We start from the raw sequence: 15,669 nt of genomic DNA, 5'->3' as shown, positions 1-15,669 counted from the left end.
TCACCGGCGGCGCGCGATTCAGTGTCGTGGTCTGAACCAGTCGCGTCAAGACCTTTGTTCGCCTCGAAAAGAAAGAATCCCGCACTGTTCAGCGGGCTGAACGAACGGTGCCGGGGTGCCGACGACGAACATCGGCACCCCGGGAACCGTCACTTCAGCGAATTGTCCACTGTGGTCATGAGGGATCCGGTGTCACCCGACATCTCCCAGGCCATGACTCCGAGCAGTCCTCTGGTCTTGAGCCAGGCGACCTTCTGCTGGATGGACCAGGCGTCGTCGAAGGTCCACCATTGCCCGCCGTTGCCGGTGTAGCACGACGTGGCCACTGCCGCGGTGTCGTGCTGGACGGCGCAGTTGGGGACACTGGCCAAGAGATTCGCGTAGCCACGAGTACCTGCTTCCTCGGCGAACTGGCCGGGCGCGGCTCCTGTCGCGCTCTGCCATTCGCCCTTCTTGCCGCCGTCCGCGACCCCTTGCCAGCCTCTCCCGTAGAACGCGAGCCCGAGGGTCAGTTTCCGTGGATTGGCCCCGGCCTCGGTGTAGGCGTTGATCGCTGATTCGACACTGAACTTGAAGTTGTACGGATCGTCCGCGTCGGCGTAGAGGTTGCCCTGATGGCCGGTGCGGTTCGGCTCCCACGAGTTGTCGCTGCCCGAGCCGTGGAAGTCGTAGCCCTGCACGTTCGCGACGTCGAGGTAGTCGAAGATCTTCGGGATCTCCCAGCCGCCCTTGACCTTCGCCGGGTCGGCGGGGGTGAACGCCTGCAGTTCGTACCGCTTGCCGGTGGTCGCGCCGTAGGCGTCCATCTGCGTGCGGAACTCGGCCAGCAGGGCGGTCAGGTTCGTCTTGTCGTTGGCGCTCCAGTGGTTCCCGGGGTGCCCGTCGGGGCTGCCCGGCCATTCCCAGTCGATGTCGATGCCGTCGAAGATGCCCGCGGCCGTACCCGGGCCGCCCGCACCGCCGTACGCCTTGATGTTGCCCTTCAGGTAGGTGTCGATGCACGACGCGACGAACTTCTGCCGCGACGCGGCGGTGGCCGCGACGTCGGAGAAGTACTTCGAGTAGGTCCAGCCGCCCAGCGAGATGAGGATCTTCATGTTGGGGTACTTGACTTTGAGCTTCTTCAACTGGTTGAAGTTGCCGCGCAGCGTTTCCCAGCCGGTGTCGCCGACACCGTCGACGGACTGGGCGGCGGACATCGGCCGCGAGTAGTCGGCTTCCGCGTCGCCCGCGCCGTCGCCCTGGTTCGGATCCTGCGGATTGGGCGTCGTTCCCTTGGTGACACCCGAAAGGCAGGTGTGGTTGACCGGGTCGATGTTCCCGAAGGCGTACAGCAGATGGGTCAGCTTGGCGGCCGATCCATTGGTCACCATGTTCTTCACGAAGAACTGGCGGCCGTAGATGCCCCACTGGACGAAGTAGCCGACCCGGGCGTACCCGTTCACGATGTCGCCGGTGCGAGCGCTGACGGCCGCGCTCGCCGCGGAGACGTTGTCGTACCCGTCGCGGGCTTTGACCGTGAAAGAGTACGAAGTGGACGGTGAAAGCCCGCTCACCGTCGCGGTCGTCCCCGTCACCGTCGTGGCGAGGGTCGTACCGCGGTAGACGTCGTAGGAGACGACGCCGGTGTTGTCCGTGGACGCGTTCCACGCCAGCGCGACGGAGCCCGACGTGACCGCGGTCGAGCGGAGGTTCGACGGCGCGGTCGGCGCCTGGGTGTCGTCGCCCGGGTTGTTGGTGGTCACCGCGAGCGCCGGGGTGGGCGGCGACTTGGCGTCCTTCCGGTCCTTGGCGACGACGGTGAAGCTGTAGGCCGTGTTCGGCGTCAGCCCGGTGATCCTCGCTTCGGTACCGGTGACCGACGCCGCCAGCGTGGTGCCCTGGTAGACGTCGTAGCCGGTGACGGGCAGCGAGCCCGGTGCCGACGCGTTCCAGGCCAGCGCGGCGGTCGTGGTCGTCTTCGCCACGAGTCGCAGGTTGGCCGGGGTCGACGGCGGTGTGTCGCCCGAACCGTCGCAGTTCGCGTCGTCGATCCGGCACGTGGTCGGGTTGACGGCCGAACTGAGCCGGAAGGACGGGCTGTAGGGGTAGGTCGAACGGCCCGGCGCGAGCGATTTGATGTAGTACGCCGGGGTGAGGGTGACCTGGTTGCCCGTTTGGGAAACCGTGCCGTTGGAGCCGCTGGTGGCGGTCACGCCGGCGGGGACGGTGAAGGTGATGGACCAGTCGGCGACGGTTTCGCTGCTGGGGTTGGTGACGGTGTACTCACCATTGGTTCCGGCCAGGGTGAAGGCGGCGCGGAGGCGGCCCGCCGCCAGCGCCGGATTGCCCGCGGCTACCAAGAGCCCGGCGGCGAGGAGTGTCACGGTGAATGCGCTGAGTAGTCGTTTTCCGGTGCGTCTCATGGCGGTTCTCTCCAAAAGAGGCGGCGAGACTGACCTGCTCTGAAAAATGGCGCGTGTGGTCTAGACCACACTTGAATGTAGCGCGGCTCACATTAAAGGTCTAGACCGATTCGTCGGTCGTGAACCCGTTCGGCTCCGGATGCGGACTACAGGTGACACTTTCGGACGATGAAGGGCGGTTCATGAGCTCATCGAGGGCGGATCCGGGAGATCTGGACGACGCGGAGCTGATCGCGAGGTCGGTGACCGGGCCCGAGTGGTTCTCCGCGATCTTCGACCGGCATGCCGCGCACATCCACCGCTACCTGGTCAGACGCATCGGCCCGGCCGCCGCGGAAGACGCGCTGGGGGAGACTTTCCTGGTGGCGTTCCGGAAACGCGAGGGGTACGACACCGAGCGCCGCGAGGCCCGGCCTTGGCTCTACGGGATCGCGACCAACCTCGTGGCGCAGCGGCGCCGTGACGAGGTCAGGGAGCTGAAACTCCGGGAGGCTCTCGGCCCGCCGCCCGACGAGGAAGGGCATGCGGAGCGTGTCGCCGATCAGGTGACGGCCGAGGCGATGGGAAAACTGCTGGACTCCGCACTGGCGGAACTCGCGGACGGTGACCGGGACACACTCACGCTGTTCGCGGGGGAAGGCCTGAGTTACGAGGAAGTAGCCACGGCGCTGGACATCCCGCTCGGCACCGTCCGCTCACGGCTCAACCGTGCCCGCCGGAAAGTCCGTGAGGCGCTGGGGCGTCCGGACACCCCGACTTCGAAGGAGATCGCCAACCATGGATGAGCTGAAGCTGATCGCCGAGCGGACGGATTCGGTGCCCCTCGCAGAATCCTGCGTACTCGGCCCGGCCCGCGCGCGATTGATGGCCGAGATCGCCGCCGCCGAGGCGGAAAACGTGGTGCCGCTGAAGAAACGGCGGCGCTGGGTCTGGACCGGAGTGGGTGCGGCAGGTCTGGCCGCGGCCATCACCGCCGTCGTGGCGCTCACCCCGGCAGGCCTGGAACCGCCCGCGGCCACGGCGGATCCCGTGGCTGTGCTGCGCAGTGCCGCCGCGGCCGCGCTGAAAACACCGGGTACACCGCCGAAACCGGACCAGTTCATCTACACGAAGACCAAGCAGCCCGACGGTGAGCGGGAATCGTGGATTTCAGCGGACGGTACCCACGACGGGTTGATCAAGATGGCGGACCGCGGTTCCTTCCCGCTTCCGGGCTGCCGGAACGGGCAGGCACAGGTGTACAAGGGCGAGGAGCCGCTGAAGGGCGTCACGGAGCCGTGTACGCCAAGGCCCGGCTACCGGGTGGATCTCCCCGCCGACGCGGACGCGATGTTCGCCCACCTCAATGCCGAGAACGCCGGCCACAGCGGTGAAAAGGGCGACTACCACGCGATGGGCAAGGACATCCTCGCGCTGGTGAACGAAAACTACCTTCCGCCCGCCGTCCTGGGGGCACTGTTCGGCGCCGCGGCCAGGGTGCCGGGCCTGCGCGCCGTCGACCGGGCCGAGGACGCGGCGGGCAGGCCCGGTGTCGGCATCACCTGGCCGCTCGGGCCGCATCACGACCCCAAGGTGGCGAAACCGGTCGTGATCGTCTTCGCCGCGGACACGTTCCTGTACCTGGGCACGAATTCGACCGCGGTGACCGCGTCCGGCGTGGTGGACGCGGTCGGTCAGCGGCCTTAGCGAATCAGCGGCCGGTGAAGGTCGCCTTGCCCGGGCCGTCGGCGAGGAACGACTTCACCGCGCCGCGCAGGTCCTCGGTGTCGAAGAGCCCGGCGGCGATCGTCGTGATGTGCTCGTTCGCCTCGGCGACGCCGCCGTGCTCGTAGTGCTCGAGGACCTTCTTGGTGGCCGCGTGCGCCTTTGTCGGCCCCTGCGCGAGGTCGGTCGTGAAAGCGCGCACGGCCTCCTCGAAGCCGTCGATCGGGAACACCCGGTTCACCACGTTCCAGCGTTCGAGTGTCGCGGCGTCATAGGTCGCGCCGGTCATCACGAACTCCTTGGCGCGGCCGACGCCGGCACGGGCGGCGAGCCGCTGTGTGCCGCCCATGGTCGGGGTCAGGCCGACGACGCGTTCGACCAGGCCGAACTTGGCCTTCTCGCTGGCGAGAATGATGTCGCAGGCGACAGCCACCTCGAAGGCCCAGGTCAGGCACAGACCGTGGGCGGCGAACACGGTGGGGAACGGGAGGGCGGCGATCCGGTCGGGGATCGCCAGCATCTCGTCGAAGAGCACCTTCGCTTCGGCCGCGCTCGCCTGGGCGTCGAACAGGGAGACGTCGACACCGCCGCTGACGATCTTCCCCTCGGCCCGGATCAGCGCCGCACGCGGCGGCGTGGCCTCCAGTTCGCCGATCGCCTCGCCCAGTTCCTGCTGGAGTTCCGCGGTGTAGAGGTTCAGCGGCGGCGAAGCGATGGTCAGGACGGCGATGTCGCCCTCGCGGTCGAGGCGGATCGAGGTGGCCAAGACGAAGTCCCTCCGCTAGATCGTTTTCCGTGACCCTAGCCGGAGGAGTCCGCGAGTTCGTCCCATTGCGCCTGTGCTTCTGGTCGCCATTCGACGTGCTTGCGGTGGAAGAGGTCCGCCGCGCGCACGCCACTCCAACCGTCGGGGAGGAGTTTTAGCGGGAGACGCGGATCGAGGAACGGGAAGCTGCGCCATTCGTGGACGAGTTCGGTCTGCGCGCGCAGGACGCCGCGCTCACCTGAAGGCCGCAAACCGGTGAAGCGGTCGATGAAGTCTTCGTAGCGGTCCTTCAATTCGCTCAGATCCCAGGACCGCGCGACCATCGTCTCCTGGTCGCCGACGTCGCCATAGGCGGCGGTGAACGACATCGCCTGCGCGTCGAGGCCGAGTTCCTGCACGATCTGCTGGGCCTCCCGCTGGCGGCTGAGATCCGGGCTGACCCAGACACCAGCCACCGGCGAACCGAATCCGGCCCACGTCAGGCGCGTGCGCAGCCGGTGCCGGAGGTCCCGCTTCGCCTCGGGGACCGACACGATCAACATCAGCCAGCGGCCGTCCCAGGCCTTCTCCTCGTTGCCGAAGGCGTAGATCCGTTCCGCGCCTTCGGTCAGGAGGCGCCTACCTGGTGGAGTGAGCGACCAGCGCACTCTTCGTCCGACGCGTTCGGAGACGACCCAGCCCTCGGCGGAGGAACGGGCGAGCGCCTGCCGCGCGGACTTTTCCTCGATGTCGAGCACGCGCAGCGCCTCGACCAGCGTCGACGTCCAGATGGGCCGGTCACGGGGCAGGACGTACTCGCCGAGGATCGTCATCAACAGGGATCGCGCGCTGGCGTGACTGACTTCCCGCCGCCTGCTCAACGTCGGCCTACGGGTACCGCCTTTCTGCTGGTGGACGACGGGGACCTGGGTGGCGGAATCCGCCATTTGCTGTCACCGACCTCAATGCTCAGGGGTTCGTTCGGGTCCAGAAGAACAACCAGGTTACCCACGTTCCGTGATCGCTTGGATACTTGCCACTCTTCCGAGGGACCACGAGCTGTTCAATCGGTCCCCGTAGACTTACCGATCTCATGAGCGCCACACTCGTTGCCAAGGATCTCGCCGCCGGCCACGGCGACCGTCTGCTGTTCTCCGGTCTCGACCTGGTCGTCGCCCCGGGCGAAGTGATCGGTCTCGTCGGCGTGAACGGCGCGGGCAAGTCGACCCTGCTGAAGACCCTCGGCGGCCTCGTACCGCCGGAAGAGGGCAGCGTCCGGCTGAACCCGCCGACGGCCACCGTCGGTCACCTCCCGCAGGAGCCGGAACGTCGTGCGGGTGAGTCCGTGCGCGCGTTTCTCTCGCGGCGTACCGGAGTCACCGCCGCCCAAGCCGAACTCGACGTCGCCACCGAAGCGCTCACCGCGGGCGAAGCCGGCGCGGACGACGCCTACGGTCTGGCCCTCGACCGCTGGCTCGCGCTCGGCGGCGCCGATCTGGACGACCGTGCGGGCGAGGTCGTCGCGGATCTCGGGCTCACCGTCAGCCTTGACCAGCCGATGCTGTCGCTGTCCGGCGGGCAGGCGGCCAGGGCGGGGATGGCCTCGCTGCTGCTGAGCCGGTACGACATCTTCCTGCTCGACGAGCCGACCAACGACCTCGACCTCGACGGCTTGGACCGGCTCGAGCGGTTCGTGACCGGGCTGCGCGCCGGGACCGTGCTGGTCAGCCACGACCGGGAGTTCCTCGCCCGCACCGTGGACCGCGTCGTCGAACTCGATTACGCGCAGCAGCAGGTGCGGACCTACGGCGGCGGTTACGAGTCCTATCTGGAGGAACGCGCCGTCGCGCGGCGGCACGCGCGTGAGGAGTACGAGGAGTTCGCGAACACCAAGGCCTCGCTCGAAGCGCGGGGCTCGATGCAGCGGTCGTGGATGGAGAAGGGCGTCAAGAACGCCCGCCGCAAGGCCACCGACAACGACAAGGTGGGCCGCAAGTTCCGGAGCGAGGCGACGGAGAAGCAGGCGTCGAAGGCCCGGCAGACCGACCGCATGATCGAGCGGCTCGACGTCGTCGAGGAACCGCGCAAGGAATGGGAACTGCGGATGGAGATCGCCGCGGCGCCCCGGGCGGGCGCGGTCGTGGCGACTTTGCGTGGCGCGGTGGTGCGGCGGGGTGAATTCACCCTCGGTCCGGTGGATCTGCAGATCGACTGGGCGGACAAGGTCGCCATCACCGGGGCCAACGGCGCCGGGAAGTCGACGCTGCTCGCCGCCCTGCTCGGGCGGGTCGCGGTCGACGAAGGCGCCGCGTCGCTCGGCTCCGGTGTCGTGGTCGGCGAGGTCGACCAGGCACGGAAGCTGTTCCTCGGTGACCTTCCGCTCGTCGAGGCGTTCGCCCGTGAGGTCCCGGAACTCGCCGACGCCGACGTTCGGACACTGCTGGCGAAGTTCGGGCTCAAGGCCGCGCACGTCCTGCGGTCGGCGGCCACGCTGTCGCCGGGGGAGCGGACCCGGTCGGCGCTGGCGCTGCTGCAGGCGCGCGGGGTGAACCTGCTGGTGCTCGACGAGCCGACGAACCACCTCGACCTGCCCGCGATCGAGCAGCTGGAGTCGGCGCTGTCGGAGTATCCGGGGACGCTGCTGCTGGTGACACACGACCGGCGGATGCTCGACGCGGTGGCGACCACGCGGCGGCTGGAAGTGGCCGACGGGAAGGTCACCGAGCTCTGAGCAATCAGATGACTGATCGCGGAGGACGTCAGCCCTTGGTGGCGCCGCCGGTGAGGCCCTTCACGAACTGCTTCTGCAAGGCCAGGTAGAAGATCAGCACCGGCAGCGTGGCCAGGAACATCAGCGCGAACACGCTGCCGAGATCCGTCTGGTACTGGCCGATCGAGCGGTAGATCCCGGTGGTGATCGTGGTGCCCTGGCTGGGCCCGAGGATGATCAACGGGTCGATGAAGTCGTTCCAGATCCACACCCCGAGGAAGATCAGCACACTCGCCGTCGCCGGGCGCAGCAGCGGGAACACGATCCGCCAGAACACCTGCGCCCGGCTCGCCCCGTCGAGCCGCGCGGCCTCCTCGAGTTCCACCGGTACCCCGCGGATGAACCCGGTGAACACGAACACGCCGAACGGCACGTAGTAGCCGACGTTGAACAGCACCAAGCCCTGCAGCGTCGCCATCAACCCGGTCAGCCGCAGCACCTCGGTGACCGGGATCAGGATCACCTGGGGAGGGATCATCAAGCCCGCCAACAGGATCAGCGTGAGCACCTTGGTCCATCGCCGGTCCGAGCGCGCCAAGTAGTGCCCGAGCATCGCCGAAAGCACGGTCAGCACCAGGATCGACAGCAGGGTGACGAGCAGGCTGTTCGCCAGGCTCACCCAGAACAGGCCGTCGGGGCGGGTGAGGACGGCGTGGATGTTGGTCAGCGTCGGTGGCAGCGGGACCGACGCCGGCTCTTCGGCGATCTGGTCGCCGGGTTTGAACACGTTGACGAGCACGTAGTACAGCGGCACGGCGAAGAGCGCGCTTGCCAGGATCGCCGCGGCGGGCCGGAGTTTCGTGGTCACAGGTCGACCTCCCGCCGCCGCAGGAACCGCAGCACGATCGTGGTCAGCGTCGCCACGATCACCAGCATCACCACGGCCATCGCGGACGCGTAGCCGACGTGGTTCGCGTCGAGGCCGGTGGCGAGGACGTCGAACGCGATGGTGGCGGTGGTCCCCGAACCCGGCCCGCCGTTGGTGACCACTTTGACGTGGTCGTAGGTCTTGAACGCCGAGATCAGCAGCACGACGGTGTTGATCGTCAGTGACGGGGCGAGCAGCGGCCAGGTCACCGCGCGGAACCGCCGGACCGGTCCGGCGCCGTCGATCTCCGCCGCCTCCAGCAGTTCGGCGGGCACGCCTTGCAGGCCCGCGAGGTACACGACCACGCAGAACCCCAGCATCTGCCAGCACACGATCGAAGCCAGCGAGTACAGCGCGAGGTCCGGATCCGAAAGCCAGCCGGGCGGATGCTCGACGCCGAGGGCGCGGAGCGCGTCGTTGACCGGCCCCCGGTCGTCGAGCAGCTTCGTCCAGATGATGCTGACCACGACCGAGCTGAGGATCACGGGCGTGAAGAACACGCTCCGTAAAGCGTTGTACAGCCAGCCTTTCCGGTCGAGCAGCAGGGCGACGCCGAGCCCGAGCACGTTCGGCACCACGACGACGATCACGGTCAGGATCGTGGTGACCCGCAGCGCGGTCAGGAACTGCTCGTCCTGGAACAGCAGCCGGTAGTTGTCGAGCCCCACGAATTCCGCGGGCGGATCGAACGGGTTGTGATTCGTCAGGCTGTAGCCGAAGCTGATGAGGATCGGCGCCATGACGAAACAGAGATAGATGACGACGCCGGGTGCGCCGAACGAGGCGAAATGCCACACCCGCGCCCACGTCGGTTTCCTCCCCATCGTGGTGTCAGCGCGCCTTCGTCCACTCGGTGTCCAGGAACGCGCACGCGTCGGACACCGTCTTGCGGCCGATGATGACGTCCTGCGCGGCCTGGTAGACCTTGTCCTTCATCCCCGGCAGGAGCCCGTCGTCGGCGGTTTCCCAGCTGAAGGCGTTGACGACGGCGTTCTTCGCGACGGCTTCCTTGTAGAGCTCGTAGCCCGCCTTGAAGACCGGTCCGACGTCGGTCGGCGGTGTGTAGCCCTTGATCGCGGGGAACAGACCGTCGGCCTTGACCGACGCGTCGATCTGTTCCTTGTCGAGCTGGAACGCGAGCGCGAACTTCCTTGCCGCGTCGAGGTTCGGCGACTTCGCGTTGACGACGATGCCGCCACCGGTATAGGCGGGCACGACGAGTTTCCCGTCCTCGGAGGGGAAGTTGAAGACACCGATCTCGAAGGACGGCTTCTTGGCGTCGGCACTGGCGGCGAACCAGTTGCCCATCGGGTACATCGCGCCTTCGCCGTTGAGGAAGGCCGCCTCGGTCGCCGAATAGTCCCGCGAGACCTGCGTCTTGTCGATGTACCCCTTGGCCACCAGATCCGCGAACTTGCCGAACGCCTGCTGGAAGGCCGGGTCGCTGAACTTGACCTTGTCGGCCCGCCGCCGGGAAAGCCAGTCCGGTGTCTTGCCGTAGACCTCGACGCTGACCAGGCCGTCCAGCAGCATCGCGGACGGGAAGCCTTCCTTGCCGCCGCCGATGGTGAACGGGGTGACGCCCTTCGCCTTCAGTTTCTCCGACGCGGCAAGCAGTTCCGCCCAGGTCTTCGGCGGCGAGGTGATCCCTGCGTCGGTGAAGAGCTTCTTGTTGTAGTAGATCGGCGGGATGGTCTGGGTGTTGGCGGGAAGCTGGTGGTGCCCGCCCTTGATCGGGTTGGCGCCGGGGAACTGGAAGTCCTTGAGTTCCTCGGGCGTCCACGCGTAGAGGTTGCCCGATTCGGCGAAACCGGCCGAGTCGACGGCGATCGCCACGTCGGGGAACTGGCCGGACTGCAGCAGTTGCTTGGCGTAGCCGGTGCGGTCGGTCGACGGGGCGACCAGTTTCTTCACGCTGAGGCCGGGGTTGCGGTCCATGACGCGTTTGATGGCGGAGTCCCAATAGGACGGTGGAAGGTTCGGCGTCTCGAAGGTCAGGAACGAGATCTCGCTGCCGGAACCGCCCGTGCCGCCGCCCACGGTGCAGCCGGTGAGGCTCGCTGCGAGGAGCAGTGCCGCTCCCAACGCGAAGGACCTTCTCATGCCCCAGCCACCCTTCTCGCGGCTCGCATACGACGGGCATTCGATCGGATGTCTGGGGGGATGTCAAGCGGCTAGCCCTGCGCTTTGGTGCCTAAAATGCGCGATACATCTGATCTCTTGGGCGCTCAGAGCTTGGCCAGCCGGATCACCACACTGGCGAAGTCGCCGTCCGGCAGACCTGGGAACAGGCCGTGTGCCAGGAGCGGGGCACCGTGCCACACCTTCCCGGTGTCCTCGTCGCGGTAGCGCGCGGCGGGGTCGAGGCCGTCGAGCCGGACCGGTCGTTCGGGAGTGTGGAAATGTGCCGCTTGCCGGAACACGAACACGACCGCGCGCTCACCGTCGGCCGCCACGTACTGCAGAGCGGAGACGCCGTCACCGGTCGGCGGCACGAGACGGTAGAGCTCGCCGTGCTGGACGACCGGCCGGATCTCCTTGTACAGCGCGATCTGTCCGCGCGCGTACTCGAGTTCCTCCTCGGACCACTCGACGATGTCGCCGCCGATGCCGAGCACTCCGGCCATCGCGACGTGGAACCGGAAGCGCTGCGGCGTGGACCGGTGGGTGACGAAGTTGGGGTCGTCGGTGACCCACGCCGACATCGCGCGCGCCGGATACACCTGGCCGTAGCCGTGCTGGATGACGAGCCTGTCGAGCGCGTCGGTGTTGTCGGAGGTCCAGACCTGATCCGTCCTGGCCATGATCCCGAGATCTATCCGGCCGCCACCGCCGCTGCACGCTTCGATCCGCAGGCCGGGGTGGCGGGCGCGCAGGCGGTCCATGACCGTGTAGACCGCGTGAGTGTGCTCCACCCACAGCCGGTCCGGGTCGTCGTCGGCGGGCCAGCCCGCCTCGCTGAACGGGCGATTCATGTCCCATTTCAGGAAGTCGATCCCGTGCTCGCCGACGAGCGAGTCGAGCGTGCCGAACGCCCACTCGGCGACGTCCGGGCGGGCGAAATTGAGCACCAGCTGGTTTCGCAGCTCCGAGCGTGTCCTTTGTGGATGGTGCAGGACCCAGTCCGGATGCGCGCGGTACAGGTCGCTGTCCGGATTGACCATTTCGGGTTCGACCCAGAGCCCGAACTTCATGCCGAGGCGGTGCACTTCGCCGATCAGCGGTTCGAGCCCGTTCGGGAACTTGTCGCGGTTGACGTGCCAGTCGCCGAGACCGGCGTGGTCGCCGTTCCGGGCACCGAACCAGCCGTCGTCCATCACGAACAGTTCGACACCGAGGGCCGCCGCTTTCTCCGCGAGCTTCCGCTGTCCGTCTTCGGTGACGTCGAAACCCGTGGCCTCCCAAGAGTTGTAGAGCACCGGCCGGAGTTCGCCGGGATACGGGAGGACATGGCCGAGCGTGTACGCGTGCCAGGCCCGGCTCGCGGCGCCGAATCCGCCCTCGGTGTACAACCCGGCGAAGACCGGCGTGGTGAGCGTTTCGCCGGGTGCGAGCCGGGGGACGACGCCGTCCTGGCCGGAGCCGCCGGTCACGGTGAGGCGGCCGGCGGACGAGCGGGTGGTGGTGATCCGCCACGAACCGCTCCACGCGAGCGCCGCGCTGTAGACCTCGCCGTGCCGCTCGGTCGCTTCGCCGTCGTCGAGCATCACCCACGGGTTGGCGTGGTGGCTGGTGATGCCGCGCCTGCTGCCGAACGTCGTTTCGCCGTGGGGCACCGGCTCCCGGAGCAACCGGCTCTCCGCGGCCCAGCCGCCGACGACGTGGCTGATCCGGTAGTCCGGCCGGATCGGCACGGCCCACGTCGCCGAGTCGGCGCGGATGATCTCGATCGTGCCTTCGGTGCCGTCGTGGGTGAGTTCGGTCCAGCGTTCGAGGACGTCGGTGCCGTCCGGGACGCGATAGCCGAGCGTGACGCGCAACGGGTAGTGACGATCGCGGAAATGGACGAGCAGTCGTCCGCCGTCGATGTCGTGGGAGACGTACCGCCATTCGAGGGCCCGGGTCCCGTCGGCGAACCGGACCTGGAGGGCGGGGGTCCAGTACCGGGTGCCGCCGTCGGCGGCGAGTTCGTCCAGGCCCTCGTTGGGATCGTTGAAGGAGTCCCAGCGGGTCAGGGCCCGGGGGAGGAGGTCGGCGACCTGGTCCGGCGTGAGCGCCGGGCCCCAGTAGACGTGGGCGGGAGTGTCGTCCTCGGCCAGTCTGAGCGCGTAGCTCGTGGCCGCCGTGCGGATGAGCCAGGAACGGGTGCTCGCGTCGAAAACGATCTCGGTCACCGGGCCATCCTGACGCCGAACGGGGGCGGCGGCCAGTGGCTCCCGCTCGGCGGTACATCGGGTGGTGGGCGGTGAAGTACATGAAGGACCCCTTCCTGTACCTAGGCGCAAGGAAGGGGTCCTTCATGTACTGGGGAAGTGGTGGTCTCCTGGTGCCCGACCGGCGGGTTCGCGTGACTGAGTGGACGGCGCGTGTGATCAGACGGACGACACGCGTGTCTGGATGGACGACACCCGCGCTGCCGGGTGCCGGGTGCCGGGTGCCGGGGCGAGTCGTCCATCCAGTCACGCGAGATCGCCGGCCGCGCACCGGCAAAAGGAAAGGTCGGGGCTCTGACGACCGGAAGTCGCTCGCGAGACCCGAGGCCCTCAGGGGCGGGTGGTGAGGTACCCGCCCATGGTGCGGAAGTAGTCGTTCGCGGCCAGTTCGGTGCCGTCCTCGGTCCGGACCCGCTCGATGACGAGACCGTGCGAACGGCCGCGGCGCGCTTCGGGTCCGGCGACGATGACGACGCCTTCACCCTCACGGATGAAGATCCGCCCGGGGGTTCCGCCGTAGTGACCCGCCGACACCGAGGAGCGGACGACGCGCAGTTGCTTGCCACGGTGGTAGGTGAAGGCGTTGGGGTACGGGTCGGACTGCGCGCGCACCAGCCGCTCGATCTCGTCGGCGGGCCAGGACCAGTCGATGAGACTGTCTTCCAGGGCGCGCTTGTGGAAGAAGCTGGCCTTCGACCTGTCCTGTTTGACCGGTGTGTAGTCCCCGCTCGCGATGAGCTCGATCGCCTCGGTGGTGATCGGGGCGATGAGGTCGACCGTCCGGTGGAAGAGATCCGTCGTCGTGTCCTTCGGGCCGACCTGGACGGACCGCTGCAGCACGATGTCGCCCGCGTCGAGGTCGGCGTCCATCATGTGGGCGGTCAGGCCCACTTCCTTCTCACCGTTGATGAGCGCCCAGATCAGCGGCGAGAAGCCGGCGTACGCGGGCAGTAGCGAGTCGTGGACGTTCAGCGTGCCGTGGCGCGGCATCTCGAAGATCTCGGGCGGCAGCCAGGTGCGCCAGTTGTTGGCGACGATCAGGTCGAGATCGGCTTCCTTCAGCTCCGCCAGCAGTTCGGCGTCGTCGGGACGCTGGCGCAGCAGCGCGCGGATCCCGTTGGCCTCGGCGAGGTCCGCGACCGAGTCGGACCAGATCTTCTCGTAGGCGTGGTCACTCTTCGGGTGGGTGACGACGAGGGCGACATCGTGCCCCGCGTCGATCAACGCCCGCAGGGTGCGGTGTCCCCAGGTCTGGTATCCGAACATGGCGACCCGCATGGGACCGGCCTCCTCCTGGTCGAGGGATGAACATCACCACTGAAAGTACTAGTTGAGCCTCACCTAACTTAGGTTAGGGTTCCCTGGTCTTTGTTGCGAAGTACCGAGATGCGGCTGAGCCGCGCTAGGGGTTCAAGATGGCACGAGCAGTGGTCGGTGAACGGGTTCCGGTCTACGACGTGGTCGGGGTCGGGTTCGGGCCTTCCAACCTGGCGCTCGCCATCGCCGTCACCGAGCACAACGGCGCGTCCGGAACGGAGACGGTCACCGCCCACTTCCTCGAGCGGCAGCCCCGGTTCGGCTGGCATCGCGGGATGTTGATCGACAACGCCACGATGCAGGTCTCCTTCCTCAAGGACCTGGCGACGATGCGGAACCCGACGAGTTCGTTCAGCTTCCTGTCGTATCTGCACAGCAAGGACCGGCTGGTCGACTTCATCAACCACAAGAACCTGTTCCCGTTGCGGATCGAGTTCCACGACTACTTCGAATGGGCGGCGGAAAAGGTCGACGACCTGGTTTCCTACGGCACCGAAGTACTTTCGGTGACGCCGGTCTTCGACGGCGACGAGATCGTGTTCTTCGACGTCCACGCCCGCACCGACGGCGAACTGGTGAACCTGCGCGCCCGCAATCTGGTGATGAGCACCGGGCTGCGGCCGAACCTCCCCGAAGGTGTGACACCGGGCACACGGATCTGGCACAACAGCGAACTGCTGCACCGGCTCGAAGGCATGGCCGCCGAAGAGCCGCGCCGGTTCGTCGTCGTCGGCGCCGGCCAGAGCGCGGCCGAGGTCAGCGCACTGCTGCACGACCGCTTCCCCCGGGCCGAGGTGTGCGCGGTGTTCGCACGGTACGGCTACAGTCCGGCCGACGACAGCGCGTTCGCCAACCGCATCTTCGACCCCGAGGCGGTCGGGCGGTTCTACGAGGCGCCGGAAGCGGTCAAGGAGCGCCTGATGCGCTACCACGGCGCGACCAACTATTCGGCGGTCGACATCGAACTCATCGACGAGCTGTATCGCCGCGTCTACCGCGAGAAGGTGCAGGGGATCGAACGGCTGAAGCTGATCAACGTCTCCCGTCCCACCGAGGTCACCGACACCGGCTCCGAAGTGCGGGTCACCATCGAGGCGCTGGAGACCGGGGAGCGGACCAGGATCGACGCCGATTTCGTCGTGTACGCCACCGGGTACAGCCCGGCGGACCCGACGCCGTTGCTCGGTGAGCTCGCCTCCGCCTGCACGCGCGACGACGAGGGCAGGCTCCGCGTCGAACGCGACTACCGGATCGTCACCGAACCGCCGCTGCACGGCGGGATCTACCTGCAGGGCGGCACGGAGCACACGCACGGCATCACGTCGTCGCTGCTGTCCAACACCGCGGTCCGGGTCGGGGAGATCCTCCAGTCCATTGTGGACAGGCGAGCCGCCGACGTGTCCCGGCCCGAGTACGCGGTCAGCGGTTCCGGGCCCGCCTGACCCGCGACACAGACGACGTCACGCTCTTGAACGGTGGAGGCAAAA

The 15,669-nt window shown here is 67.7% G+C and carries 12 protein-coding genes; 4 read left to right on the top strand and 8 right to left on the bottom strand.

All coding sequences use genetic code 11. From position 1 onward, the window contains the following. Positions 1–149: 149 nt before the first annotated feature. Positions 150–2,366: a glycosyl hydrolase family 18 protein gene (locus ACLJO0_RS18450; RefSeq protein ID WP_410579887.1), complete on the bottom strand. Its 2,217-nt coding sequence runs from the start codon at positions 2,364–2,366 to the stop codon at positions 150–152. 221 nt (positions 2,367–2,587) lie between these two features. Between ACLJO0_RS18450 and ACLJO0_RS18445 the strand changes: the two genes are divergently transcribed. Both ACLJO0_RS18445 and ACLJO0_RS18440 read left to right on the top strand, forming a co-directional pair. Beyond that, positions 2,588–3,190, top strand: a complete 603-nt coding sequence (locus ACLJO0_RS18445) for an RNA polymerase sigma factor (protein ID WP_410579705.1) — start codon at positions 2,588–2,590, stop codon at positions 3,188–3,190. Continuing rightward, the gene (locus ACLJO0_RS18440; RefSeq protein ID WP_410579704.1) at positions 3,183–4,091 is read left to right on the top strand and encodes a CU044_5270 family protein; all 909 of its coding nucleotides are present in this window, start codon (positions 3,183–3,185) and stop codon (positions 4,089–4,091) included. Before ACLJO0_RS18445 ends, ACLJO0_RS18440 begins: the two co-directional genes overlap by 8 nt. A 4-nt stretch (positions 4,092–4,095) precedes the next feature. Here ACLJO0_RS18440 and ACLJO0_RS18435 read toward each other — a convergent pair whose 3' ends face one another. Both ACLJO0_RS18435 and ACLJO0_RS18430 read right to left on the bottom strand, forming a co-directional pair. Further along, the gene (locus ACLJO0_RS18435; RefSeq protein WP_410579703.1) at positions 4,096–4,875 is read right to left on the bottom strand and encodes an enoyl-CoA hydratase/isomerase family protein; all 780 of its coding nucleotides are present in this window, start codon (positions 4,873–4,875) and stop codon (positions 4,096–4,098) included. 35 nt (positions 4,876–4,910) lie between these two features. Then, positions 4,911–5,801: a PaaX family transcriptional regulator C-terminal domain-containing protein gene (locus tag ACLJO0_RS18430; RefSeq protein ID WP_125794239.1), complete on the bottom strand. Its 891-nt coding sequence runs from the start codon at positions 5,799–5,801 to the stop codon at positions 4,911–4,913. A gap of 146 nt (positions 5,802–5,947) precedes the next feature. Between ACLJO0_RS18430 and ACLJO0_RS18425 the strand changes: the two genes are divergently transcribed. Beyond that, the gene (locus ACLJO0_RS18425; protein ID WP_410579702.1) at positions 5,948–7,585 is read left to right on the top strand and encodes an ABC-F family ATP-binding cassette domain-containing protein; all 1,638 of its coding nucleotides are present in this window, start codon (positions 5,948–5,950) and stop codon (positions 7,583–7,585) included. A gap of 28 nt (positions 7,586–7,613) precedes the next feature. On the opposite strand, the gene ACLJO0_RS18420 is transcribed toward ACLJO0_RS18425, so the two are convergent. The 5 genes from ACLJO0_RS18420 to ACLJO0_RS18400 form a co-directional block, all read right to left on the bottom strand. Next, on the bottom strand, positions 7,614–8,432 hold the full coding sequence (locus ACLJO0_RS18420; RefSeq protein ID WP_410579701.1) for a carbohydrate ABC transporter permease: 819 nt from the start codon (positions 8,430–8,432) through the stop codon (positions 7,614–7,616). Beyond that, positions 8,429–9,316 carry a carbohydrate ABC transporter permease gene (locus tag ACLJO0_RS18415; RefSeq protein ID WP_410579700.1) on the bottom strand — a complete coding sequence of 296 codons (888 nt, stop codon included), beginning with the start codon at positions 9,314–9,316 and terminating at the stop codon, positions 8,429–8,431. The genes ACLJO0_RS18420 and ACLJO0_RS18415 overlap by 4 nt, the downstream gene beginning before the upstream one ends. A gap of 7 nt (positions 9,317–9,323) precedes the next feature. After that, positions 9,324–10,595, bottom strand: coding sequence for an extracellular solute-binding protein (locus ACLJO0_RS18410; RefSeq protein WP_410579699.1), 1,272 nt, complete (start codon positions 10,593–10,595; stop codon positions 9,324–9,326). A 125-nt stretch (positions 10,596–10,720) separates the two neighbouring features. After that, positions 10,721–12,826: an alpha-galactosidase gene (locus ACLJO0_RS18405; protein ID WP_410579698.1), complete on the bottom strand. Its 2,106-nt coding sequence runs from the start codon at positions 12,824–12,826 to the stop codon at positions 10,721–10,723. Positions 12,827–13,195: 369 nt separating this feature from the next. Beyond that, positions 13,196–14,143 (bottom strand): methionyl-tRNA formyltransferase, encoded by a 948-nt coding sequence (locus tag ACLJO0_RS18400; protein WP_410579697.1) that lies wholly within the window; start codon positions 14,141–14,143, stop codon positions 13,196–13,198. A gap of 137 nt (positions 14,144–14,280) precedes the next feature. Here ACLJO0_RS18400 and ACLJO0_RS18395 point away from each other — a divergent pair, with 137 nt between their 5' ends. Further along, a complete protein-coding gene (locus tag ACLJO0_RS18395) occupies positions 14,281–15,624 on the top strand; it encodes a lysine N(6)-hydroxylase/L-ornithine N(5)-oxygenase family protein (RefSeq protein WP_410579696.1) in 1,344 nt (447 codons plus the stop codon). Positions 15,625–15,669: the final 45 nt, after the last annotated feature.

The organism is Amycolatopsis sp. lyj-108, assembly GCF_046549005.1.
Taxonomy (GTDB): Bacteria; Actinomycetota; Actinomycetes; order Mycobacteriales; family Pseudonocardiaceae; genus Amycolatopsis.
This window is presented reverse-complemented; position numbering and strand designations above follow the sequence as displayed.